Origin of the sequence: Kitasatospora sp. NBC_01250 (genome assembly GCF_036226465.1) — a bacterium.
Classification (GTDB): domain Bacteria; phylum Actinomycetota; class Actinomycetes; order Streptomycetales; family Streptomycetaceae; genus Kitasatospora.
The window spans coordinates 6,853,615-6,876,486 of sequence record NZ_CP108476.1; the positions used below are offsets into that span (position 1 = coordinate 6,853,615).

Sequence of the window (22,872 nt, forward strand, 5' to 3'; positions counted from 1 at the left end):
GCGAGGAGTGGGGCGAGGGCGCGGGCGGGACCGGAGGGCTTCCGTGTGCTGGGCATGTGGCTGTTTTCCCGGGTACTGGTGCTGAGAACGGCGCCCGCCGTACGGAACGCGGGCCTCGCCAAGCATCACCAGCCGCGTGGCGGCCGCGCTATCCGAAAACGTCCGCAGATCCGCCGCGGGAACGGATAGCGGATCCCGCCACGGTGTGGTGCGGCGCCCGAGGGCCCGCCCGCCGTGCGGTCCTGGGGAGCGCCGGAAGTCTTGACAACTGCTCATGTTCCTGACAGCACTGGCATGGCACCACTCCCATGAACGGCACCACCTCGAAGGGAGCGATCAGCACATGACCAAGCCTGAGAGTGCGGGGTACGACTACGACGTCGTCATCAGCGGGGCCAGCCTCGCCGGTAGCGCCGCGGCGATCCTGCTCGCTCGACGCGGTGTCCGCGTCGCGCTGCTGGAACGCCGCTCGGACCCCGATGCGTACAAGGTGCTCTGCACCCACTCCATCACGGCCAACGCCTACCCGGTGCTGGACGAGATCGGCCTCATACCCGCTCTCGAGGAGGCCGGAGCCGTCCGCAACCAGTCCCGCCTGTACACCCGTTGGGGATGGATAGAGCCCAGGGCGGCGCCGGGCGGCCCCGAGCTGCCGTACGCCTACAACGTCCGGCGCAGCACCCTCGACCCGTTGATCAGGTCCCGCGCGGGGGACACTCCCGGCGTCGATCTGCTCCTCGGTCACCAGGTGACCGGGCTGCTCCGGGAGGCCGGGCGCTCCTCGGGGGTGCGTGTCTCGACACCGCAGGGCGAGCGCGAGATCCGGGCCCGCCTGGTGGTCGGGGCCGATGGCAAGGACTCGGCCGTGGCGAAGTACGCCGGGGCGCCTGTCCGGCTGCACGAGAACGCGCGGTTCGGCTATCTCGCCCAGTACCGCGATCTCCCGCTGCCCGGCGGAATCGGTCATGTCTGGTTCCTGGAGCCCGACATGGCGTACGCGTTCCCCAACGACGACGGGGTGACGGTCGTCGCGGTGCTGCCGGACAAGAAGCGGCTGCCGGCCTTCCGGAAGGACCTGGAGGGCAGCTTCTCCGCATTCGTCCGTGCCCTGCCCGAGGCGCCGCCCATCGACGCCGCCGAGCGCATCTCGAAGCTCATCGGCACGGTCAACTACCCGCTGCACAGCCGCAAACCGACCGCACCGGGCGTCGCGCTCATCGGCGATGCCGCCCTGACCGCCGACCCCCTGTGGGGTGTGGGGTGCGGGTGGGCCCTGCAGTCCGCGCACTGGCTGGCAGCGGCCCTCGCCCCGGCCGCGACCGGGCAGGGCGACCTCGACCGGGCGCTCGCGGCCTACGCACGCAAGCACTGGCGCCGGTTGCGCGGCCACCAGTACCTGGCCGCCGACTTCGCCACGGCACGTCCGTTCAACCCGATGGAGCGGTTGATGTTCTCGGCGGCGGCGCGCGACGAGGCGATGGCGCGGCACACGTACCTGTTCGCCTCGCGCCTGATCGGTCCGCTGCGCTTCCTGAACCCCGTGGCACTGGCCCGGGCTTCGGCCGTCAACCTCAGGCACCGCGGCGGGACGGTCGTGCCGCCCGAGCACCTGTCGCACGCGGGGTCATGACCGGCTGCCGCACGGCGGGGGACACCGCGCCCGATCGAGGTCAGTGGCGCGGCGGTGCCTGGGACTCACCACCGTCGCGCCGGGCCGCGAGAGCCTCCTGGATCGCGCGGGCCAGGTCCTCCTGTCCCGTGTACCGGACCTCCTGTCCTGCGGAGCGGGCGGGCCGGCCGGTCTCCGCCCACGCATCGTCCGTCCGCGTCACCAGCACCGCCTGCCGGGCGAGCGTCTGCCCGTCGCCCGCCGGGGGCAGCAGGACGACCCTCAGCTCGGCCGCCCGCATCGTGTCGCCGACGCGACCCGGCGGCACTGCCAGGGACAGGTGGTAGTCGCTCGACCCGTTGCCCGGGACGTCGATCGGGTACTCGAACGTCCCCGGGCCCACCGGCTCGCCGCGCGCGGTCAGGTCCTCCAGGAGCGGTGCGACCTGCTTGAGGAACCGCAGCCGAACGGTCGCCGGCATCCTGATCCGCAGCGCGAGGTTGCGCGCGAAGGCGTGCCGGGTGCTGTCGATGATCGACGCCAGCTCGTGGGCGAGGAGGTCCGTCGGCGCCGCCGGTTCGGCCACGATGCCCAGCGTCCCGCTCAGCGCGCTGGTGACCGACCGGAGTTGCGCCACCGACCAGGCGGTGCCGATCCCGCGCGCGTGGCAGGCGAAGCGCCCCGCCGTGGCGGTGAGGGCCGCGGCCAGCTCCTGCGGCCGCTCCGCCGCCGCGTCCACGTCCGTCAGCAGGATCGCCGTGCGCACCGTGTCGGCGTGGGCGGCGAACAGCCGGTCGGCGAGCCGCAGCCAACGCCCGAAGGCCGCCGCCGCCATCGGCTCCAACCGCTCCAGCGCGGCCCGCGCCTCGGCCTTCGTCGCCGCGGTCGCCGGGACCAGCCGCATGCTGTCCGGGTACAGCATCCGCGCGTACTGCGAGCCGGCCACCACCGCGAAGGCGACGCCCTCGTCCAGTGCGTCGATCGCCTCGGCGACAGCGCGCCTGACGGCCCGGAAGTCGGCCTCCGGCAGTCCGGTCGAGAGCCCGAGCAGCAGGACGAGCGAGCGCGGCGCGGCGGCCGCCGGGTCCGGCGGGTCCGCGTCCGTCCCGCGCACCGTCACGATGGCGTCGGCCGTCACGGCCTCCGGCGGCAGGTACTCGTTCTGGCACACCTCCAGCTCGATCCCCGAGCCGGCCGGGGCCGAGGGCCGGCCCGGTTCGCCGGCGGCGGGCGGTATCGGCCGGGGAGCAGGGACAACCTGGGGAGCCGCGAGGTCCGGGAGAGCCGCGAGGACGGCGCCCCCCGCGCCCGGCCGCCCCACCCGCCTGAGCTGCTCCGCCACCGCCCCCGCGTCCCCGGGCCGTGCCGCCGGATCCTTGGCGAGCAGCGCCGAGACGATCCGCTGGAGCGCGTCCGGCACCCCCGTCCGGCGCTCGGACAACAGCGGTGGCGGCGTCCGCAGGTGGGCCACCAGCACCGCCGGGTAGCTCCCGAGCGAGCTGAACGGCGGCTGCCCGGTGAGCAGCGCGAAGAGCACGCAGCCCAGCGCGTAGAGGTCCGCCCGTCCGTCGACCCGCCGCCCCTCGCACTGTTCCGGGGCCATGTAGGCGGGGGTTCCGATGAGGCGGCCGGTCCGGGTGAGGTCGGAGTCGGCCCGGATGTACCCCGCGATTCCGAAGTCGCAGACCTTGACCCGGCCGCCCTCGACCAGCATGAGGTTGGCGGGCTTGATGTCCCGGTGGACGATGTCCTTCCGGTGCGCGTACGCCAGCGCGTCGGCGACCTGGGCGGCCAGGTCCACCGCCTGCTCGACGGGCATCGGGGACGCCTGCTCCTTGAGCAGTGCGCCCAGGTCGCGCCCGTCGAGCAGTTCCATCACCAGGTAGAGCTGCCCGTCGTGGGAGCCGGTCTCGAAGACCTGGGTGATGCCGGGGTGCTGGAACCGCGCGGTGACCCTCGCCTCGCGGCGGAACCGCTCCAGGAGTTCGCCGTCGACGGCCACCTGCCGGGAGAGGAACTTGATCGCGACCGGGCGGTCGAGTGCGGGGTCGTGGGCCCGCCAGACCTCGCCCATCCCGCCCTGCCCGAGCCGCTGTTCCAGCCGGTAGCGGCCGTCGACGGACATCCCAGCAGACATCCCGGCAGCGTACCGCGGCTGTACTCGCATCAGAGCCAGGTCCGCTCCTCCAGTGAGCCGTTGGTGTCGACCGCGAACAGGTCGACTCCCGGCAGGCCGCGGTGGTACCGAGTCAGGGACACCTTCCGGTGGCAGGACTGGGCTCCTGCCACCGGAAGGTGGTCCCGTAGCCTCTACGGCTGGGACCGCACACCGGGCTCAACCGAAGGGGGACTGTCTCCTGGGGGCTTTTTGAGGTGACGTCAGGGGAGTGGCGCGAGCCGGGATGCCGTGAGCTGAGATGAACGGAAACCATTGACTGGTCCAGACCAGTTCAATAGCCTCGTGCTGCCCCCGCTTCGGCGGGTCCGGGCTCCCGTTCCGTTCCTTTCTCTCCCCCCACGAAAGGCTCCACGGCATGACCATGACCCGACGCATCCGCACCGCGGCCGCCCTCGCCCTGGCCGTCGGCGCCGGCCTCGCGACTGCCGGTACCGCCACCGCCGCCTCCGCGGCGACCGCCGCCCCGGCGGTCACCCCGCCCGGCTACACCCTGCACGCCACGTACTACTACCAGGACCAGTGCACCTACTTCGGCAACCAGGGTGTCGCCAACCATCAGTGGACGTCGTTCTACTGCACCTGGACGCCGTTCAACCCGCCGTTCACCGGCTCCGGCATCATGGGCGAGGCCGACCTCTACGTGAACTGACAGCAGAAACCGCCCAGTTCGCGGGCGGGCCGGGGGCCGCGGTCAGCGGCCCTCGGCCAACTGCTCGGCCAGCGAACGGTGGAAGGCCGTCACCAGGGCCTGGGTCAGCATCGGCTCGATCTGCCCGGTCAGCTCGCGCATCCGCTCGACCTCGGCCTCGGCCGGCTCGCTCTCCCGGAACGGCTTCCACACCGTCTCCCGGAACAGGCGGTGCAACTCCCGTGCGGTGGCCTGGCTGTGCAGGCGGACCACCGCCCGGGTCGCCACGATGGTCTCCAGCGGTATCGGCAGGTCCAACAGCCGCGCCCCCAGTGGCAGCAGCCCGGGCTCGACCCGGAACACCCCGACCCGCTCGGTGCGTTGCAGCGCCCCCATCGCCACCAGGCGGTCCAGGTCGTCCTCGGTCAACTCCCGCCCCACCCGGCGGCAGAGCTGCCCGACCTCGGCCTCCTCGGTGCTCTCCGGCGTCCACGCGGCCACCAGGGCCCGGTGGATCGCCAGGTCCAGCGAGCCGATGTCCGGCGGGAGTTGGGCCAGGTAGCGCTCGATCGCGGCGAGCGTCAGCCCCTGCCGCTGCAACTCCTCGATCAGCTCCAGCCGGTCCAGGTGCCCGGCCCCGTAGAACCCGACCCGCCGCGGCCCGAGTTCGGGCGGCGGCAGCAGCCCCCGCCCGCTGTAGAAACGCACCGTCCGCACCGTGACCCCGGCCCGCGCGGCGAGTTCGTCCACGGTCAGACGAAGGGGCACAGTGGCAGGCATCGGGGCTCCCGGTTCGACAGTCCTGCTGTGACACTAGCAGTGCGGCAGCGCCGGGAAACGGCGAACGGGCGCCGGCCCTGCCCGGAAGGGCAGTGGGCGGCGCCCGTTCGAGGAGCGGGGCTCAGAGCGTCGGGTGGTGGCGGCGGGCGACCTCGGGGTGGGCGCGGAGGTAGCCCTTCAGCTCGTTGCGGCCGAACTCGGCGTAGAGCGGGTTGTCCGGGTCCGCCGAGGCACCGGGGGCGTGGTGCGCGTGCGGGAAGTCGAGCGGCTCGATGTGGGCGTCCAGGCGCGGGTTGTAGAAGAACGGCACCGAGTAGCGCTCGCGACCGCCGGGCGGGCTGACCACCCGGTGGTTGGTGGCCTTCAGGAAGCCGTCGGTGGCCACCTCCAGCAGCTCGCCGAGGTTGACCACGAAGGCGCCCGGCATCGGCGGCACGTCCAGGAACTCGCCGTCGGGCATCTCGACCTGGAGCCCGGCGACGCCGTCGGTCAGCAGCAGGGTGAGGAAGCCGTAGTCCTTGTGCGCGCCGACACCCTGCCCGGTGCCGTCGGGGGCGCTGCCGGGGTAGCGGACCAGCTTGAGGCGCAGGTGCGGCCGGTCGGCGAAGGCGGGGTCGTAGAACTCGGCCTTGGCGCCCATCGCGGTCAGCAGCTCGTGCAGCAGCAGCCGCGCGACCCCGCTCAGCCGGTGGATCCAGCCGAGCGTGGCGGTGCGCAGCGCGGGCAGGCCCTCCGGCCACTGGTTGGGGCCCTCCAGCCACCAGTAGTCCGGCTCGCCGGGACCGGGGCGGTGCACGGGCAGCTCGTTGCCGATGTCGAGCTGGTCGCGCCAGTCGCTGCGACCGCCGGTGCGCTCGTCGCCGATCCGGGTGTAGCCGCGGAAGTGCGGGGAGTTGAGGTTGCTGATCGCCAGCCGCTGCGCCTCGGGGAGGGCGAAGAAGGCGTGCATGGCGTCGGTCAGCTCGGTGGTCTCCTGCTCGGTGACGCCGTGGCCGATCAGATGGAAGAAGCCGACCTCGGTGGCCGCGTGGAGGAGGTCCGCGTGCAGCGCGGCCCGCTGCTCCGGGGTGCCCGAGGCGGCCGAGAGGTCGATCACCGGGAGAGCGGTGGCGGGGGTGGCGGCGGTGGGGGTGGCTATGTGCTGCTGCGACATGAGGGTGACATCCGCTGGTTCGGCCCGACGGTCCCGGCGGTGGCCGGGTGGACCGGGGAGGCGGCGGATGATGGCGCCGCGACCCGGGTGCCGGGGTCCTGGAAGTGTGGGAGAACGGGGTCAGCGGTGGCCGCGACAGGACATGCTCGTGACGCGGAGCAGGTCCACGTGGCGACGCCTGACGAGAATAAGCACGTCCACCAGGGTAGATGCCTCAGGGTGGTGGGCGGGGTGTGACCTGCATGACAGGCGATTATGCGCGCGCATGCCAAAGCCCGTCGATAGTCAGACCGGCCAAAGTGAGTGGCCGAAGTATTCCGGTCGGGGTGGCCGGACAGCCCGCACTCGGTGCCGGCGGTCCACCGCCGGAACCGGGCCGCCGCGCCTCAGGACTGCTCGGCGGCGATCTTCGCGTGCACCTCGGCCATGTCCAGCTTCTTGGCCTGCTGGATCACGTCCTCCAGCGCGGCCGGGGGCAGCGCGCCGGGCTGGGCGAAGATCATCACGTTCTCCCGGATGATCGCCAGCGTGGGGATCGAGGTGATGTTGAACGCGGCGGCCAGCTCCGCCTGCGCCTCGGTGTCCACCTTGCCGAAGACCAGGTCGGGGTGGCTCTCGGCGGCCTTGTCGTAGACCGGGGCGAAGCTGCGGCAGGGACCGCACCAGGACGCCCAGAAGTCGATCAGGACGAAGGAGTCCGCGGTGACGACCTCGTCGAAGTTGTCCTTGGTGAGTTCCACGGTAGTCATGGTGGCGCCAACCACCCCCGCCGCCCGGCTATTCCGAGGCGTCCTGCGGGGCGTCCCGGTAGGCCTCCAGCAGCCGCAGCCAGATCTCGCCGACCGTCGGGTACGAGGGCACCGCGTGCCAGAGCCGGTGGATCGGCACCTGCCCGACCACCGCCACCGTCGCCGCGTGCAGCAGCTCGCCCACCCCCGGGCCGACGAAGGTGACGCCCAGCAGCACCTCGCGCTCCAGGTCGACCACCATCCGGGCCCGCCCCTGGTAGTCGTCGGCCAGCAGCGCGGCACCGGCCACCCGGCCCAGCTCGTAGTCGACCACCCGCACCCGGTGCCCGGCCCGCTCGGCCTGCTCGGCGCTGAGGCCCACCGCCGCCACCTCCGGCTCGGTGAACACCACCTGCGGCACTGCGGCCAGGTCGGCGGTGGCCGCGTGCGCGCCCCAGGCGCCGAGCTCCAGCGGGCGGCCCAGGGCGCGGGCGGCGATCGCGGCGCCCGCGATCCGCGCCTGGTACTTGCCCTGGTGGGTGAGGAGCGCGCGGTGGTTGACGTCACCGGCCGCGTACAGCCAGTCGCCGGCCACCCCGCGCACCGCGCAGCTGTCGTCCACCGTCAGCCAGCCGCCGTCGACCAGCCCGACGCTGGCCAGGCCCAGCTCCTCGGTGCGCGGGGCCCGCCCGGTGGCGAGCAGCAGCTCCTCGGCGGCGAGCGAGTCGCCGTCGTCGAGCGTGACGGTGACCACCGCGCCCTCGCGTCGCACCGCCGTCGGCTGCACCCCGGTGCGCACGTCGACGCCCGCCGCGCGCAGCCCGGCGGCGACCAGCTCGCCGGCGAACGGCTCCAGCCGCGGCAGCAGCCGCCCGCCGCGCACCAGCAGGGTGACCTCGGCGCCCAGCGCCTGCCAGGCCGCGGCCATCTCCACGCCGACCACACCGCCGCCCACCACCACCAGCCGCGCGGGCACCGCCCGGGCGCTGGTGGCCTCCCGGCTGGTCCACGGCCGGGCCTCGGCCAGCCCCGGCAGGTCGGCGGGCAGCATCGCGCGGCTGCCGGTGCACAGCGCCACCGCGTGCCGGGCGGTGAGCAGCCGCTCGCCGCCCTCGGGGGTGCGCACCAGCACCCGGCGCGGGCCGTCCAGGCGGCCCTGGCCGCGCACCAGCTCGGCGCCGGTGCCGGCCACCCAGGCGACCTGGCCGTCGTCCTTCCAGTGGGAGACGAAGGAGTCGCGGCGGGCCAGCACGGCCGCCGCGTCCAGCCGCCCGGTGACCGCCTCGCGCGAGCCGGCCACCGCGCGGGCGGCGCTCAGCGCGGCGGGCGGGCGCAGCAGCGCCTTGCTGGGCATGCACGCCCAGTACGAGCACTCGCCGCCGACCAGTTCGCTCTCCACCAGGGCGGTGCTCAGCCCGGCGGCCCGGGTGCGGTCGGCCAGGTTCTCGCCGGTCGGCCCGGCGCCCACCACGATCACGTCAAAGTCGGTGGCCTCGGCGGTCATCTGCACTCACTTCCTCGCGGACGGGTGACGTTCCGTCAGCCATCCTCGGGCACCGGCGCCCGGAACGCGGTGTGCCGCGACGGGCTCAGAGTGCCTGGCGCCGCTGCAGGACCCCGAGGGCGGCCCAGCCCGGCAGCACCGGCAGCACCACGGTGATCAGCCGGAACAGCACCACGGCCGCCAGCGCCCGGGTGGCGTCCAGCCCGCTGGTGGCCGTCAGCAGCGTCGCGGTGACGACCTCCACGCCGCCGAGGCCCGCCGGGGTCGGCGTCGTGGAGCCCAGCGCGCTGCCGAGCAGGAAGGCCACCGCCACGGTGGCGAACCGCGCGTCGCCGCCGGTCGCCCGCACGCAGCAGTAGAGGCAGCCGGCCAGTGTCATCGAGACCAGCAGCTGCCCCAGCATCCCGACGGCCAGGTGGCGCGGGTGGCGGGCCAGGTCGCGCAGCCGGGTCAGCGACCCCTCGGTCAGCGGGCGCAGCCGCCCCAGCGCCCGGCGCCGCCAGTGCGGCACGGCCAGCAGGACCAGGACCGCCGTCAGCAGGACCCCCGCGCCGCCGAGCACCACCAGCTCGCCGTTGCCGTCCGACTTCCGGTCGGGGTGGAACCCGGTGAGCCAGAGGAAGAAGGCGAGCTGCAGCAGGTGCAGCAGCAGGCCGACCAGCTGCCCGGCCCCCACGCTGGAGGCCGCCGGGCCCGGCGCCACCCCGGCGCGCAGCAGCAGCCGGGTGTTGAGGGCCATGCCGCCCAGGCCGCCGGGCGCCACCAGCTTCACGAAGGAGCCGGCCAGCTGGGCCAGGCTCGCCCGGGCGAAGCCGATCCGCTCGGGCACGAAGCCGAGGAAGCCCAGGGTGGCCGCCGGGTAGCTGGCCGCCGTCGCGAGCACGGCCAGCAGTGCCCAGCCCGGCGTGGCGCCCAGCACCGCGCCGACCGGATCGACCTTGCGCTTGGCGGCCGCGAACTCGAAGTAGAGCAGCAGCGCGAAGACCAGCGCCCCCGCCACCATGATCACTGTGCGCGGCCGGAGCCACCTCGACCTGAGCCAGGACGGCCGGTCGGTTCCCCGTGTGCGCGATATCCCCGTTGTCACCGGGGCATGCTCGCACGGCGACCCTGAGCCGCGCTGGGGATTCGCCGGCCGTCCCCGGACCGTCCCCGGACGTCCCCGGGCCACGGCGACTTCGGGCACAAGGGGACGGGCGGGTTCCCCGTGCCGAAGGGGAGAGGCGATCAGGAGTTCCGCGGAATTCTGCGGTTTTTCTCACGACGAGGTCGCGTTCGCACCCTCGTCGCGGCCGACCGTCGCATGACATACTCCGGAACCGTGACCACCTGCCGCCTGACCCGGACGCTGCGCGCGATGCTCTTCGCCGCGCTGGCCGTTCCGCTGGCCGCAGCCGGCCAGGTGGTGGTGACCGGGCGGCCGTTGCCGCTGAGCGTGGTGGTCGCCGCCGGGGTGGTGGTCTTCGCGGTGGCCGCGGTGCTGGCCGGGGCCGATCGCGGCTTCTTCCAGATCGCCGCGCTGATGCTGCCGGTCGAGCTGATGCTCAACACCACCTTCAACCTGGGCCAGGACACCTGTGGTTCACCGAGGTCCGCGCAACACGCGGGCGGTGGCCACGGTCTGGACCTCATGGTCTGCGGCGGCGGCTCGGTGGGCGGCGGCCAGGGCGCGCTCTCGCTCGCCCCGACCGTGCTGGAACTGGTGCTGCTGACCGTGCAGGTGGTGGTCACCATGGTCGCCGCGCTCTGCCTGCGACTGGCGGACGCCGCCCTGGTGCGGCTGCCCGAACTGCTCGCCGCGCTGGCCCGGCTGGCGCCGGACGCGCTGCGCGCCCTGCTGCTGCTCGCCCCCGTCCCGGCCCGACCCGCACCCGGGTCACCGCTGCCCGAGCCCCGCCCGGAGCACGCGCCCGCCGAGGACCTGCCGCTCGCGCCGTCCCGTCACCGCGGACCGCCGGCGTCCTTCGCGCTCGCCTGCTGAGCCCGTCCTCCGCCTCGCGGGGAGCCGTCGGCCAGTGGTCCGTGCGCCACCGACGCCCACTCCCCGCTTCGAGCGTTCCCGAGAGCCGTGTGCCCGGGTGACGCGGACAGGACCCACCCATGAGCAGCAAGTCGAACGGCAAGCAGACCTACGACCAGAAGAGCGCCGCGCGCCGCGAACGGCTGGCCGAGGCGCGGGCGCGCGAGGTGCGCGCCGAGAAGATCCGGCGCCGGGTCGTGATCGGCGCCTCCGTGGCCGTGGTGGTCGCGCTGGCCGGCGGTGTGGCGATCGCCGTCAACAGCGGCGGCCACAGCACCTCCGCCGCCTCCGGCAGCAACGCCCCGCTGGTCGTGCCGGCCAACACCAGCGGCACGGACGGGACCGTGGTGACCTACGGCAAGGCCGACGCCGCGCACACCCTGGACGTCTACGAGGACTTCCGCTGCCCGATCTGCAAGAAGTTCGAGACCACCGACGGCCAGACCGTGCAGCAGCTGGCCGACAACGGAACGTACAAGATCCAGTACCACATGGCCGCCTTCCTGGACAACAACCTCGGCGGCAAGGGCTCGATCACCGCGCTGGCGGCGGCCGGTGCGGCGCTGAACCAGAGCGTGGACGACTTCAAGAAGTTCCACGACGAGCTCTACGCGAACCAGCCGAGCGAGGAGACCGACGGCTACGGCAGCGTCAACACGATCCTCGACGTCGCGGCCAAGGTGCCGGGCCTGAAGACCGACGCCTTCGTCAAGGCCGTCCAGGACGGCACCTACCTGCCGTGGGCCGAGAAGGTGGCCGCCGCCTTCAACAGCAGCGGCGTCCAGGGCACCCCGACCATGAAGCTGGACGGCAAGGCGCTCACGCTCTTCGACAACGCCGGCAACCCGATCACCGCCGACCAGTACACCGCGCTCATCCAGCAGGGCACAGGGACCAAGTGACCACCGCCGCCGAGGGGAGAGGGTCCGTGGCCGAGTACCGGCCCGCGCGCGCGTTCACCTGGCTGCTGGCGATCGCCGGCGCGCTGGGACTGTACGGATCGTCGGTGCTCACCATCGACAAGATCCGGCTGCTGGAGAACCCGAACTACGTACCCAGTTGCAACATCAACCCGATCATCAGCTGTGGTTCGGTGATGCGCACCCACCAGGCGGCGGTCTTCGGTTTCCCCAACTCGCTGCTGGGGCTGGTCGGTTTCGGCGTGGTGCTGACCATCGCCGCCGCCGTGCTGGCGGGGGCCCGGTTCCGGCCGTGGTTCTGGCTCGGCCTGCAGTTCGCCTCGCTGCTGGGCGTGGTGCTGATCACCTGGCTGATGACCCAGACGCTCTACGTGATCGGCGCGATCTGCCCGTACTGCATGGTGGTCTGGGTGGTGACCATCGCGATCTTCTGGTACACCACACTCTTCAACCTGCGCAGCGGAGTCATCCCGGTCGGTGACCGGATGAAGCCGGTGGTGCGGGAGTTGAACCGGTACCACTGGGTGGTTCCGGTGCTCTGGTACGCCGTGATCGCGCTGCTGATCCTCAACAGGTTCTGGTACTACTGGAAGACCCTGATCTGAGGCGGCTGTTCCGGGCGGCCCCGTCACGGGGCCGCCCGGGTTCTGCCACAGGCGTGTATCAGCGCGGATAGCGGACAGGCGAGTCGGGCACAGTGAGCGTGTCAACCCAGTTGACCCCGACCGACTCGGCGAAGGAGCACCACGATGTCCCGCAGGTTCGCCCGGACCTCGCTCGCCGCCGCCACCCTGGTGGCCGCCGCGGCAACCCTCACCCTGGCCGGCTGTTCGTCGTCCAGCACCTCCGCCAACCCGACGGCCGGGAACACCGCCACCGGCAACCCCGGTGCCACCGCCCCGACGACCGGTGCCGGTGGCGCGCCCGGGAGTTCGGCGCCCGTCACTTCGGCGCCCGCCACCTCCGCCCCCGGCACCTCCGCGCCCGGCGGCGGCGCCACCGCCGCCCCCACCTCGGGGACCACCACGGCCTCGCTCGGCTCGCCCACCCCGGCCGGCCCCGGTTCCTGCACCAGCTCCGAACTGACCGTGGTGCAGAGCGACCCGGGCGTGGGCGCGGGCCAGTACTACTCGACGCTGGTCTTCACCAACACCTCCGGCCACAGCTGCACGCTGACCGGCTTCCCGGGGGTCTCCTACGTGGCCGCCGACGGCCAGCAGTCCGGCAACCCCGCGACCCGCACCGGCGATGCGTACCGCACCGTGACGCTGGCTCCGCACGGCACCGCGAAGGCCACCCTGCACGACGCCAACGGCATGGCCGGCTACGACCCCGGCCAGTGCCAGCTCACCGCCGTCAAGGGCCTGCGGATCTACCCGCCCGGCGAGAAGGCGGCGCTCTTCCTGCCCTGGGAGACCCAGCACTGCGCCGGTGCGAGCATCCACTCGCTGACCATCGGGCCGCTCACCAGCTGAGCCGCGAGCCCCGGCCCCGGGACCGTCATACGCCTGCTGCGAGTCGTTCCTGCTGCCGGGTCCTCTTCTGCCGGGGGCGGACCTGGGCGAGGACCAGGGCGGCCAGGATCACCAGCGCGCCCAGGAGTTGGACGGGCGACAGCGACTGGCCGAGGGCCAGCCAGCCGACCAGGGTGGCGACCAGCGGGGAGAGCAGGCCGAGGAAGGTCACCTGGGTCGGCGCCAGCGCGCGGATGCCGCGGAACCAGAGCGCGTAGGCGAACGCGGCGCCCACCAGGGTCAGATAGCCGTAGCCGAGCAGGTTCCTGGCGGTGAGCTCGGCCGGCGGCGGTCCTTCGACCAGCAGTGCGAGCGGCACCAGCAGCAGTCCGCCTGCGACCAGTTGCCAACCGGTGCTGGCCAGCGGCGCAGGCGAGGGCCAGCGCTTGCTCAGCACCACACCGGTGGCCATCACCACCGCGCTGCCGACGGCGGCCAGCAGGCCCAGCGCGTCCAGCTCGGCGTCGGCGCGCAGGACCAGCAGGCTCACCCCGGCCACGCCCGCAAGCCCCGTCAGGACCGTCCTGGTCGAGAGCCGCTCGCCGAGCAGACCGCTGGAGAGGGCGGCGACCAGCAGGGGCTGCAGGGCGCCGATGGTGGCGGCCACGCCGCCGGGCAGCCGGTAGGCCGCGACGAAGAGCAGGGCGAAGAAGGCGCCGATGTTGAGCGCCCCGAGCACGAGCGAGCGCCACCACCAGCTGCCCTTCGGCAGCCGCCGGGTGGCCGCCACCAGCAGCAGTCCGGCGGGCAGCGCGCGGAGCACCGCGGCGAGCAGCGGGCGGTTCGGCGGCAGGAACTGGGTGGTCACGTAGTAGGTGGTCCCCCAGACGCTGGGGGCGAGCGCGGTCAGCAGGATGATGCCTGCTCGATTCCTTAGCACTAAGATAAAATATCTCAGCGCTAAGAGAATTGCTAGCCTGTTTCCATGACAGACGCCTCCGCCCCCAGCGGCGACCGGCGGGGCGAGCCCCGCGACCAGGTGGACCGGATCCTCGCCCAGTGGGCCGCGCAGCGCCCCGACCTCGACGTCTCGCCGATGGCCGTGCTCGGCCGGCTCAAGCGCCTGGCCCGGGTGGTCGAGGGCGAGCAGCGCCGCACCTTCGCCGCGCACGGGCTGGACGCCGCCGCCTTCGACGTGCTGGCCACCCTGCGCCGCAGCGATCCGCCGCACCTGCTGACCCCGGCCGAGCTGATGCGCTCGGCGATGGTCACCTCCGGCGCGATCAGCCAGCGCCTGGAGCGGCTGGAGGAGCGCGGACTGGTCAGCCGGCGGCCCAGCAGCACGGACGGACGGGTGGTGCACGTCGCGCTCACCGCGGCGGGCCGGGAGCTGATCGACCGGGCGCTGCCCGACCACCTGGCCACCGAACAGCGACTGCTGGCCGCCCTGGACGGCGGCGAACGGGCCGCGCTGGCGCAGACCCTGCGGTCCGTGCTGCTCGCCCTGGGGGACGGCGAGGGCAGCTGACGGCGCGGCCCGGTCCAGCCGGGCCGGGCGTTGAACGGCGGCCGTGCGGGCTGCGTACCCCCGGGTGGAGCGGTCACCCGGCCGCCCCGTCGCAGGTCGCGCCGCCCAGCGCCCGGGAGGACCGCCATGCCGAACATCCGCCGCGTCGGGGTGCTGACCGCCGCCGGTGCCGCCGTCCTCGCTTTCGCCTCCGCCTGCGGCTCGACCGTCGCCTCCACGGGCACCGCCTCGCCCGGCATGACCTCCAGCCCCACCACCCAGGCGCCCGCCTCCACCGCGCCGGCCACCCCGCCCCCGGGCATGCCCGCCGATGCGGCGGTCAAGGTGACCACGGTCAGCGGGCTCGGCCAGATCGTCACCGACAGCAACGGCTTCACCCTGTACCGCTTCGACCAGGACAGCGCGCACCCGTCCAGGGCCACCTGCACCGGTTCCTGCGCCACCCTGTGGCCGGGCGCCGCCGCGCCGGGCCAGCTGACCGGCAACGGCGTGAGCCCCTCGCTGATCGGCACGGTCACCGGCGCCGACGGCACCAAGCAGCTGACCCTGAACGGCTGGCCGCTCTACCGCTACGCGCCGGACACCAAGGCCGGCCAGGTCAACGGCGAGGGCGTCGGCGGGACCTGGTGGGCGGTGACCCCCACCGGTGGCGAGGCCAGGCCCGCGACGCCCACCCACCCCAACGCGCCGAACATGTCGTCGAACGGTGACACCACCATCGGCGGCAACGGCTACTGAGCGAGGCCGGTGGAAGCGCAGCGCCACTACTCGACCCGGAGGAACGGGTGCGCCAGGATGGGCTTGTGACCGAGGAACCCCGGGACGGCGGCGCCGTCGGCCCGGACGAGGAGCTGATCCGGGCCCTCTACCAGGAGCATGCGGGCCCGCTCTTCGGCTTCGTGCTGCATCTGGTCGGCGGGGACCGGCAGCGCGCGGAGGACGTCGTCCAGGAGACGCTCGTGCGTGCCTGGCGCAACGCCGACCGGCTGGAGGTATCGGCGGGCTCGGTGCGCCCCTGGCTGGTCACGGTGGCCCGCCGGATCGTCATCGACGGGCACCGGCGCAGCGCCGCCCGCCCGCCGGAGACGTCCGCGGCGGCGCTGGAACTGCTCCCCGCCGAGGACGAACTCGACCGCGCGCTGCGGATGATGGCGATCACCGACGCACTCGGCGCGCTCACCCGGGCGCACCGGGAGGTCATCGTCGAGAGCTACCTCAAGGGCCGGGGCATCGCCGAGGTGGCCGCCGACCTCGGCATCCCGGAGGGGACGGTGAAGTCGCGGATCTTCTACGCGCTGCGCTCGCTGAGGATCGCCCTGGAGGAACGGGGAGTGACGTCGTGACCGCACCCCTGGCCCCCTGGGACCCGCAGGACGGGCGGGACCGGCACCTCGATGCCGGCGCCTATGTGCTGGGCCTGCTCGGCGAGTTGGAGAAGGCCCGGTTCGAGGAGCACCTGCCCGGCTGCCCGCGGTGCACCGAGGAGATCGGCCGGCTGGGCGAACTGGGACCGCTGCTGGCGGAGTTCAGGGCGGACGGTGCGACCTTCGCGGAGCCGCTCGCCGAGCCGGCCGCGGACCGGGGCGCGCAGCCGGACGCGGAGTCGGCCGGCCGGCCGGCCGTGCTGCGGGCGGCCGGGGCGGTCATCCACCGGGCCGGGCCGGACGGATCGCGGGTGGCCGGCCCGAGCCCGCGGCTGCTGGACGCCGTGCTCGCCGAGGTGGCCGCGGCCGCCTCGGCCCGGCGCCGCAGCCGGGTGCGCCGCCGCTGGCTGGTGGCGGCGGTGGCCGCCGTCCTGACGCTCGGCGGCGTGGCCGCCGGGGCCACCGTGCTGGACCCGGGCACGCCGGCCCCCGTGCCCGCCGTCGCCGCGGTCAGCCACACCGCCACCGGGGCGGACGGGATCAGCGCCACCGTCGGGGTGAGCGGGCAGCGCTGGGGCAGCGCGGTCACCCTGCGGCTGGCCGGGGTGAGCGGCCCGCGCAGCTGCTCGCTGGTGGCCGTCTCCGTCCAGGGCGGGCACCAGACGGTCAGCAGCTGGACCGTACCGGTCGCGGGCTACGGCACGCCGGGCGCACCGGCCGCGCCGACCGCTGCGGAGCTGCGGATCTCCGGCAGCACCGGCTACCAGCCCGGCGAGATCGGCCACTTCGAGGTGCGCGATCTGACGGACGGTCAGCTGCTGCTGCTGATCCCGGTGCTGCCGGGTGGCTGAACCGGGAGGAGTCCCCGGCCGGCCGCCCGGCAGCGGGCTGCTCAGCCCTCGCCGCCCTCCTCCAGGTCGCCCTCCGCCTCCAGGAAGGCCGCCTGCAGCTCGGCCAGCAGCTCCGGGTCGGGCGCCGCCCACAGTCCGCGCTCGGCCGCCTCCAGCAGCCGCTCGCTGATCCCGTGCAGCGCCCAGGGGTTGGCCCCGGTGAGGAACTCGCGGTTGACCGGGTCGAGCACGTACTCCTGGGTGAGCCGCTCGTACATCCAGTCCGCCACCACGCCGGTGGTCGCGTCGTAGCCGAACAGGTAGTCGACGGTGGCGGCCATCTCGAAGGCGCCCTTGTAGCCGTGCCGCCGCATCGCCTCCAGCCAGCGCGGGTTGACCACCCGGGCCCGGAAGACGCGGGCCGCCTCCTCGGTCAGGGTGCGGGTCTTCACCGTCTCCGGGCGGGTCGAGTCGCCGATGTAGGCGGCCGGTGCGCGGCCGGTCAGCGCGCGCACGGTGGCCACCATGCCGCCGTGGTACTGGAAGTAGTCGTCCGAGTCGGCGATGTCGTGCTCGCGGGTGTCGGTGTTCTTCGCCGCGACGGTGATCCGCTTGTAGGCGGTCTCCATCTCCTCGCGGGCCGGCCGCCCGTTCAGGTCGCGGCCGTAGGCGTAGCCGCCCCAGACCGTGTAGACCTCGGCGAGGTCGGCGTCGGTGCGCCAGTCCCGGCTGTCGATCAGCTGCAGCAGCCCGGCCCCGTAGGTGCCGGGGCGGGAGCCGAACACCCGCACGGTGGCCCGGCGTTCGTCCCCGTGCTCGGCCAGGTCGGCCTGCACGTGGGCGCGGACGAAGTTGTCCTCGTCGGCCTCCTGCTGCGCCGCCGCCAGTCGCACCGCGTCGTCCAGCAGCGCGACCACGTGCGGGAAGGCGTCACGGAAGAAGCCCGAGATGCGCAGCGTCACATCCACGCGCGGGCGCCCGAGTTCGGCCAGCGGGATCGCCTCCAGGCCGGTGACCCGGCGCGAGGCGTCGTCCCAGACCGGCCGGATGCCCAGCAGTGCGAAGGCCTCGGCGATGTCGTCACCGGCGGTGCGCATCGCGCTGGTGCCCCAGAGCGAGAGCCCGACCGAGGGCGGGCAGGCGCCGTCGTTGTCGGCCCGGTAGCGGGCGACCAGCGACTCGGCGAGCGCCTGCCCGGTCTCCCAGGCGAGCCGGCTGGGCACCGCCTTGGGGTCCACCGAGTAGAAGTTGCGCCCGGTCGGCAGCACGTTGACCAGCCCGCGCAGTGGCGAACCGGAGGGCCCGGCCGGCACGAAACCGCCCTTCAGGGCGTGCACCACGGCGTCCAGCTCGTCGGTGGTGGCCGCCAGCCGCGGCACCACCTGGTGCGCGGCGAAGGCCAGCACCTCGGCGACGGCGCCCGGCAGTCCCTCGGCCACCCGCTCGACGGCCGCCGGGTCCCAGTCGGCCGCCTCCATCGCCTCGACCAGCTCGCGTGCCCTGGCCTCGGCGGCGTCGGTGGCGCCCAGCGTCAGCGCCGCCTCGTCCAGCCCGAGCGCCTCGCGCAGGCCGGGCAGCGCCGCGACGCCGCCCCAGATCTGACGGGCCCTCAGAATCGAGAGCACCAGGTTGACCCGGTCCTCGCCGCTGGGCGCCTGGCCCAACACGTGCAGGCCGTCCCGGATCTGAGCGTCCTTCACCTCGCAGAGCCAGCCGTCGACATGGAGCAGGAAGTCGTCGAAGCCGTCGTCCTCGGGCCGCTCGTCCAGGCCGAGGTCGTGGTCGAGGCGGGCCGCCTGGATCAGCGTCCAGATCTGGGCGCGGACGGCCGGCAGCTTGGCCGGGTCCATCGCGGCGATGTTGGCGTGCTCGTCCAGCAGTTGCTCCAGGCGCGCGATGTCGCCGTAGGAGTCGGCGCGGGCCATCGGCGGCACCAGGTGGTCGACCAGGGTGGCGTGCGCGCGGCGCTTGGCCTGGGTGCCCTCGCCCGGGTCGTTGACCAGGAACGGGTAGATCAGCGGCAGGTCGCCGAGCGCCGCGTCCGGGCCGCAGTCGGCCGACAGCGCGGCCGTCTTGCCGGGCAGCCACTCCAGGTTGCCGTGCTTGCCCAGGTGCACCAGGGCGTCGGCGCCGAAGCCGCCGTCGCTGCGGGCGGCCGCGATCCACCGGTAGGCGGCCAGGTAGTGGTGGCTCGGCGGCAGGTCGGGGTCGTGGTAGATCGCCACCGGGTTGGCGCCGAAGCCGCGCGGCGGCTGCACCAGCACCAGCAGGTTGCCGGCCCGCAGGCCCGCGAGCACGATGTCGCCCTCGGGGTTGCGGCTGCGGTCCACGTACAGCTCGCCGGGGGCCGGGCCCCAGTGCTCCTCGACCCGGGCGCGCAGCCCTTCGGGCAGCGTGGCGTACCAGCGGCGGTAGTCGGCGGCCGGGATCCGCACCGGGTTGCGGGCCAACTGGTCCTCGGTGAGCCAGTCCTGGTCGTAGCCGCCGGCCTCGATCAGCGCCTTGATCAGCGCGTCGCCCTCGTGCTCGCCCTCGGTCGGCTCCATGCCGGGCAGGCCCTCGCCCAGGTCCCAGCCCTCCTCGCGCAGCCGGCGCAGCAGCCGGGCCGCGCTGGCCGGGGTGTCCAGGCCCACCGCGTTGCCGACCCGGGCGTGCTTGGTCGGGTAGGCGGACAGCACCAGCGCCAACCGCCGCTCGGCGGCCGGGATGTGGCGCAGTCGCGCGTGGCGCACCGCGATCCCGGCCACCCGGGCGCAGCGCTCGGGGTCGGCGACGTAGACCGTCAGGCCGTCCTCGTCCAGCTCCTTGAAGGAGAACGGCACGGTGATCAGGCGCCCGTCGAACTCCGGCACGGCGACCTGGGTGGCGGTGTCCAGCGGCGAGAGGCCGTCGTCGCTGCCCTCCCAGGTCTCCCGCGACCAGGTCAGGCAGAGCGCCTGCAGAATTGGCCGGTCGAGCGCGGCCAGCGCGCCCGCGTCCCAGGCCTCCTCGTCGCCGCCGGCCGAGGCGTCGGCGGGCCGGGTGCCGCCGGCGGCCAGCACGGTGGTCACGATCGCGTCGGCCCGGCCGAGTTCGGCCAGCAGCTCGGCCGGTGCGCCGCGCAGCGAGGAGCAGTACAGCGGCTTGGCCACACCGCCCGCCTCCTCGATCGCGCCGCACAGCGCGTCCACGAAGCCGGTGTTGCCGCTCATGTGGTGCGCGCGGTAGTAGAGGACGGCCACCGTCGGTCCGTCGGCGGCGGGCGCGGCGTGGCGGGGCGTGCGCTCCAGCGGGCCCCAGTCGGGCGCGGAGGCCGGCGCGGCGAAGCCGTGGCCGGTGAGCAGCACGGTGTCGGACAGGAAGGCGCCCAGCTCCGCCAGGTTGGCGGCGCCGCCGTGCGCGAGGTAGGCGTGCGCCTCGGCGGCCAGCCCGGCCGGCACCGTGGAGAGTTCCATCAGCTGCGCGTCCGGCGCCTGTTCACCGCTGAGCACGATCACCGGGCGCGGGCCGGCCAGCAGCGCGGTCAGGCCCTCCTCCCAGGCGCGGCGGCCACCGAGCAGGCGCACCACCACCAGGTCGGTGCCCTCCAGCAGCGCCGGCAGGTCGTCGGGGCCGAGCCGGGCCGGGTTGCCCAGGCGGTAGCCGACCGGGCCGGTGCTGGCGCGGGCGGAGAGCAGATCGGTGTCGGAGGTCGACAGGAGCAGGATCACGCGGCGGCCCTCCCGCGGTGGTGGGCGGATACGGGCATGACGGTGCGCATAACGGCAGCCTTCCTCGGGGTCCGCGCCCCGTGGGGGATCCCCCGGCCCCAGACCGGGAGAGGTGGCGGGACGGCGGGGAGTTCCTGGCTCCCACGACCGGTGGTGGCTCGTGGTCACAGTGGCGGGACCGCACCGGCGTCGCACCGGTTTCCTCCCCCGGGGACCCGTCGGTGGGGCCCCTGTGCCGTCGCTGGCGTGCACCGGCCTGACGGCCGGTCCGGCGTCATCCTAACGGGCGAGGTCAGGCGGCGCGGAGGGGTGAGCGGGGGCGCGGGCGCACATCGGTGGGGCCTGACACACCGCGCTGGCATGATCGCGCGGACAGGTTCCGACACGAATGAAGGATGATGTTCATGAGGCGATCATGGCGGGGGGCCGTCTGCGCCGCGGTGCTGGTGGCGACGGGGCTCGCGGTGGACCTTCCCGCGGCCGACGCGGCGGGTGCCGCCGGGCCGCGGCCGCTGGCCCTGGGGATCTACCCCGGCGGCTATGCGGGCGGCGGCTCGACCGACCCGGTGCCGGACGACGGGGCCAAGGTGGTCCGTGCGCTGGACCAACTGCACGGCGGCCCCGGTTTCCTGGTCCGCGAGTACGTCGGCTACGACGGGACGTCGACGGACGGCACGGACGCCCGCAAGTACTTCGGCTACCTGGGCCACGGCCGCAAGCTGGACCTGGTGCTCGGCTACCCCGGGCACGGCACCCCGCTGGCGGGCTGGGAGACCTACGTCCGCAACGAGGTGCGCAACGCCGGGCCGCACGCGGCCTCCATCTCGCTGGGCGTCGATGTCAACCTCGCCGCGGCCGCGGACCCCTCGGTGGTGCCCGCGGTGGTCGCCGGGGTCGAGGCGGCCAAGGACGAGGCGCGCCGACTTGGCCTGAAGAAGCTGCAGATCGGCTTCGACGAGGGCGCGTTCGGCCAGGCCGGGACGGCGTTCTGGCAGTCGCTGGCGACGACGGGCGGCGACCGGTTCCGCGACTCGATCGACTACGTCGGCCTCGAGCTCTACCCGGACGTCTTCCGCCCCTCACCCGGCGACCTGGGCGCGCAGGCGGTGAGCGCGATCGACGTGGTGCGCCGGCAGGAGATGCCGATCGCCGGGCTCTCGGACCGGGTGGCCATCCACGTGGCGGAGAACGGCTGGGACACCCTCGCGCCGCGCACCGAGGCGCAGCAGAGCGCCGCGCTGACCTCGGAGCTGACCGCGATCAACGCCGACCGGGGCCGGTTGAACATCACCGCCTACGAGTACTTCGACCTGCGCGACGACAAGTCCGCCTCGGCCAACCTGTTCGACCACTTCGGGCTGCTCAACGACGACTACACCCCGAAGGCCGCCTTCTCGACCTACCGCGACCTGGTGCACAGGCTGCGCCGGGGCTAGCCGGGTTGGTTTCCGGCCAAGTTGATGGTGTGTCCGTTCTGTGATGATCGACTGCTTCGGTTCCCACTAGGGTCACCTCATCTCCACAATGCGGCGCCGCACGGCCATCGTGCGGCGCCCGGTGGACCTGTCGATGGGACTGGTGGGAAGTGAACAGCAAGTATCGCCGTTTTCTTGACCGTTCATGGGTGAGCCGTTCGTCGGTGGGCGGTTCGTCGGTGGGCGGTTCATCGGCGGCCGCGCTGCGGAGCCGGCTCGCCGGGGTGGTGGGCGCGGTCGCGCTGCTGGCGGCGTTCTTCACCGGCACCGCCGCCGTCGGCACCGCCAGCGCCGCTCCCGTCGCCGCGACCGCCCACCCGAGCGCCGCGCCCGCTGCCGCGCCCGCTGCCGCGCCCGCCGCCGCGCAGCGTGGCGCACGGCCCGCGACAGGCGGGTGGACCTGCGCCGGGACGCCCATCCCGGCAGGCTACGTCCTGGTCGGCTTCAACCGCAGCGGCTGCAACGGGGCCGGCTCGTGGGACCAGCAGCCGGTGCGGAACGGGATCTGGACCTGCGCGGGCTCGCCGATCATCTCCGGGTACGTCATCACCAACTACCTCTCCTCCGGCTGCAGCGGCATCGGCGCCTGGTACCACCAGCTCGCCAAGAGCGGCCTGTGGACCTGCGCGGGTTCGCCGATCGTGTCGGGCTACGTGACCACCAACTACAACCGCGCCGGCTGCAACGGCATCGGTGCCTGGGTCCAGATGACCGCCCAGGCCGGCCTGTGGACCTGCCCCGGCTCTCCGGTGCCGGCCGGTTTCCGCAGCACCACCTACAACGCGGGCGGCTGCGGCGGCCAGGGGGCCTGGCTCCTCCAGCGCCGCTGATCCCGCCCGAGCCCGTCCACCGAAGGCACCGCGCCCACCGCGCGGTGCCTTTCGGCGTGCTCGGGCGTGCTCCCACCCGGCGCCTGACCCCGAACGCGACGTCCGAATGCCGCCGGACCGTCCGCCCGCAGAGCACCAGGATCGAGGTGCCGGCGAACTCCGGTGACCAGCAAGGACGAAG

Annotated in this window: 20 protein-coding genes and 1 riboswitch; of the genes, 12 read left to right on the forward strand and 8 right to left on the reverse strand. The window is 73.9% G+C overall.

The genetic code is table 11. The features are described from left to right. Positions 1 to 343: 343 nt before the first annotated feature. Positions 344 to 1,630: an NAD(P)/FAD-dependent oxidoreductase gene (locus OG500_RS29080; protein WP_329584406.1), complete on the forward strand. Its 1,287-nt coding sequence runs from the start codon at positions 344 to 346 to the stop codon at positions 1,628 to 1,630. A 40-nt stretch (positions 1,631 to 1,670) separates the two neighbouring features. Here OG500_RS29080 and OG500_RS29085 read toward each other — a convergent pair whose 3' ends face one another. Beyond that, positions 1,671 to 3,746, reverse strand: coding sequence for a serine/threonine-protein kinase (locus tag OG500_RS29085; protein WP_329584407.1), 2,076 nt, complete (start codon positions 3,744 to 3,746; stop codon positions 1,671 to 1,673). 397 nt (positions 3,747 to 4,143) lie between these two features. Here OG500_RS29085 and OG500_RS29090 point away from each other — a divergent pair, with 397 nt between their 5' ends. Further along, on the forward strand, positions 4,144 to 4,437 hold the full coding sequence (locus tag OG500_RS29090) for a hypothetical protein (RefSeq protein ID WP_329584409.1): 294 nt from the start codon (positions 4,144 to 4,146) through the stop codon (positions 4,435 to 4,437). Between the two features lie 42 nt (positions 4,438 to 4,479). On the opposite strand, the gene OG500_RS29095 is transcribed toward OG500_RS29090, so the two are convergent. From OG500_RS29095 to OG500_RS29115, 5 genes are all read right to left on the reverse strand, one after another. Continuing rightward, positions 4,480 to 5,196 (reverse strand): MerR family transcriptional regulator, encoded by a 717-nt coding sequence (locus OG500_RS29095; protein ID WP_327069800.1) that lies wholly within the window; start codon positions 5,194 to 5,196, stop codon positions 4,480 to 4,482. Positions 5,197 to 5,317: 121 nt separating this feature from the next. Beyond that, positions 5,318 to 6,349: an isopenicillin N synthase family dioxygenase gene (locus tag OG500_RS29100; RefSeq protein ID WP_329584411.1), complete on the reverse strand. Its 1,032-nt coding sequence runs from the start codon at positions 6,347 to 6,349 to the stop codon at positions 5,318 to 5,320. Positions 6,350 to 6,735: 386 nt separating this feature from the next. After that, positions 6,736 to 7,098, reverse strand: coding sequence for a thioredoxin family protein (locus OG500_RS29105; RefSeq protein ID WP_329584413.1), 363 nt, complete (start codon positions 7,096 to 7,098; stop codon positions 6,736 to 6,738). 28 nt (positions 7,099 to 7,126) lie between these two features. Continuing rightward, positions 7,127 to 8,581: a dihydrolipoyl dehydrogenase family protein gene (locus tag OG500_RS29110; protein ID WP_329584415.1), complete on the reverse strand. Its 1,455-nt coding sequence runs from the start codon at positions 8,579 to 8,581 to the stop codon at positions 7,127 to 7,129. 85 nt (positions 8,582 to 8,666) lie between these two features. Further along, positions 8,667 to 9,584: a lysylphosphatidylglycerol synthase transmembrane domain-containing protein gene (locus tag OG500_RS29115; protein ID WP_329584417.1), complete on the reverse strand. Its 918-nt coding sequence runs from the start codon at positions 9,582 to 9,584 to the stop codon at positions 8,667 to 8,669. Positions 9,585 to 9,902: 318 nt separating this feature from the next. Between OG500_RS29115 and OG500_RS29120 the strand changes: the two genes are divergently transcribed. From OG500_RS29120 to OG500_RS29135, 4 genes are all read left to right on the forward strand, one after another. Next, positions 9,903 to 10,562 (forward strand): hypothetical protein, encoded by a 660-nt coding sequence (locus tag OG500_RS29120; RefSeq protein WP_327069805.1) that lies wholly within the window; start codon positions 9,903 to 9,905, stop codon positions 10,560 to 10,562. A 119-nt stretch (positions 10,563 to 10,681) separates the two neighbouring features. After that, complete coding sequence (locus tag OG500_RS29125; protein WP_329584421.1) at positions 10,682 to 11,503, forward strand: DsbA family protein; 822 nt, start codon at positions 10,682 to 10,684, stop codon at positions 11,501 to 11,503. Between the two features lie 26 nt (positions 11,504 to 11,529). Further along, complete coding sequence (locus OG500_RS29130) at positions 11,530 to 12,126, forward strand: vitamin K epoxide reductase family protein (protein ID WP_327069807.1); 597 nt, start codon at positions 11,530 to 11,532, stop codon at positions 12,124 to 12,126. A 144-nt stretch (positions 12,127 to 12,270) separates the two neighbouring features. After that, positions 12,271 to 12,996: a DUF4232 domain-containing protein gene (locus tag OG500_RS29135; protein ID WP_327069808.1), complete on the forward strand. Its 726-nt coding sequence runs from the start codon at positions 12,271 to 12,273 to the stop codon at positions 12,994 to 12,996. A 25-nt stretch (positions 12,997 to 13,021) separates the two neighbouring features. Here OG500_RS29135 and OG500_RS29140 read toward each other — a convergent pair whose 3' ends face one another. Then, positions 13,022 to 13,915: an EamA family transporter gene (locus OG500_RS29140; RefSeq protein WP_329584423.1), complete on the reverse strand. Its 894-nt coding sequence runs from the start codon at positions 13,913 to 13,915 to the stop codon at positions 13,022 to 13,024. Between the two features lie 45 nt (positions 13,916 to 13,960). Here OG500_RS29140 and OG500_RS29145 point away from each other — a divergent pair, with 45 nt between their 5' ends. From OG500_RS29145 to OG500_RS29160, 4 genes are all read left to right on the forward strand, one after another. Continuing rightward, entirely contained in the window at positions 13,961 to 14,503 is a 543-nt protein-coding gene (locus tag OG500_RS29145) for a MarR family winged helix-turn-helix transcriptional regulator (protein ID WP_327069810.1), read from the forward strand. Between the two features lie 126 nt (positions 14,504 to 14,629). Then, positions 14,630 to 15,241, forward strand: a complete 612-nt coding sequence (locus OG500_RS29150) for a hypothetical protein (RefSeq protein ID WP_329584426.1) — start codon at positions 14,630 to 14,632, stop codon at positions 15,239 to 15,241. A 47-nt stretch (positions 15,242 to 15,288) separates the two neighbouring features. Further along, positions 15,289 to 15,846, forward strand: a complete 558-nt coding sequence (locus OG500_RS29155; RefSeq protein ID WP_442907076.1) for a sigma-70 family RNA polymerase sigma factor — start codon at positions 15,289 to 15,291, stop codon at positions 15,844 to 15,846. Continuing rightward, positions 15,843 to 16,718, forward strand: a complete 876-nt coding sequence (locus OG500_RS29160) for a zf-HC2 domain-containing protein (RefSeq protein WP_329584430.1) — start codon at positions 15,843 to 15,845, stop codon at positions 16,716 to 16,718. Before OG500_RS29155 ends, OG500_RS29160 begins: the two co-directional genes overlap by 4 nt. A gap of 41 nt (positions 16,719 to 16,759) precedes the next feature. Here the strand turns inward: OG500_RS29160 and cobN are convergent, their stop codons facing one another. Continuing rightward, a complete protein-coding gene (gene cobN, locus OG500_RS29165; RefSeq protein ID WP_327069814.1) occupies positions 16,760 to 20,386 on the reverse strand; it encodes a cobaltochelatase subunit CobN in 3,627 nt (1,208 codons plus the stop codon). Between the two features lie 128 nt (positions 20,387 to 20,514). Continuing rightward, positions 20,515 to 20,591: riboswitch (cobalamin riboswitch) on the reverse strand. A gap of 199 nt (positions 20,592 to 20,790) precedes the next feature. Here cobN and OG500_RS29170 point away from each other — a divergent pair. Together OG500_RS29170 and OG500_RS29175 are read left to right on the forward strand one after the other, a co-directional pair. Further along, positions 20,791 to 21,822: a hypothetical protein gene (locus OG500_RS29170; RefSeq protein ID WP_329584432.1), complete on the forward strand. Its 1,032-nt coding sequence runs from the start codon at positions 20,791 to 20,793 to the stop codon at positions 21,820 to 21,822. Positions 21,823 to 22,010: 188 nt separating this feature from the next. Continuing rightward, entirely contained in the window at positions 22,011 to 22,691 is a 681-nt protein-coding gene (locus OG500_RS29175; protein ID WP_329584434.1) for a hypothetical protein, read from the forward strand. The last annotated feature ends 181 nt before the right edge of the window (positions 22,692 to 22,872 follow it).

Coding starts and splice junctions, on each gene's coding strand:
- OG500_RS29115 (WP_329584417.1), bottom strand. CDS start 9,584: ATGGTGGCGGGGGCGCTGGTCTTCGCGCTGCTGCTCTACTTCGAGTTC.
- OG500_RS29095 (WP_327069800.1), bottom strand. CDS start 5,196: ATGCCTGCCACTGTGCCCCTTCGTCTGACCGTGGACGAACTCGCCGCG.
- OG500_RS29125 (WP_329584421.1), top strand. CDS start 10,682: ATGAGCAGCAAGTCGAACGGCAAGCAGACCTACGACCAGAAGAGCGCC.
- OG500_RS29170 (WP_329584432.1), top strand. CDS start 20,791: ATGAGGCGATCATGGCGGGGGGCCGTCTGCGCCGCGGTGCTGGTGGCG.
- OG500_RS29135 (WP_327069808.1), top strand. CDS start 12,271: ATGTCCCGCAGGTTCGCCCGGACCTCGCTCGCCGCCGCCACCCTGGTG.
- OG500_RS29090 (WP_329584409.1), top strand. CDS start 4,144: ATGACCATGACCCGACGCATCCGCACCGCGGCCGCCCTCGCCCTGGCC.
- OG500_RS29080 (WP_329584406.1), top strand. CDS start 344: ATGACCAAGCCTGAGAGTGCGGGGTACGACTACGACGTCGTCATCAGC.
- OG500_RS29110 (WP_329584415.1), bottom strand. CDS start 8,581: ATGACCGCCGAGGCCACCGACTTTGACGTGATCGTGGTGGGCGCCGGG.
- OG500_RS29100 (WP_329584411.1), bottom strand. CDS start 6,349: ATGTCGCAGCAGCACATAGCCACCCCCACCGCCGCCACCCCCGCCACC.
- OG500_RS29085 (WP_329584407.1), bottom strand. CDS start 3,746: ATGTCTGCTGGGATGTCCGTCGACGGCCGCTACCGGCTGGAACAGCGG.
- OG500_RS29105 (WP_329584413.1), bottom strand. CDS start 7,098: ATGACTACCGTGGAACTCACCAAGGACAACTTCGACGAGGTCGTCACC.
- OG500_RS29150 (WP_329584426.1), top strand. CDS start 14,630: ATGCCGAACATCCGCCGCGTCGGGGTGCTGACCGCCGCCGGTGCCGCC.
- OG500_RS29145 (WP_327069810.1), top strand. CDS start 13,961: ATGACAGACGCCTCCGCCCCCAGCGGCGACCGGCGGGGCGAGCCCCGC.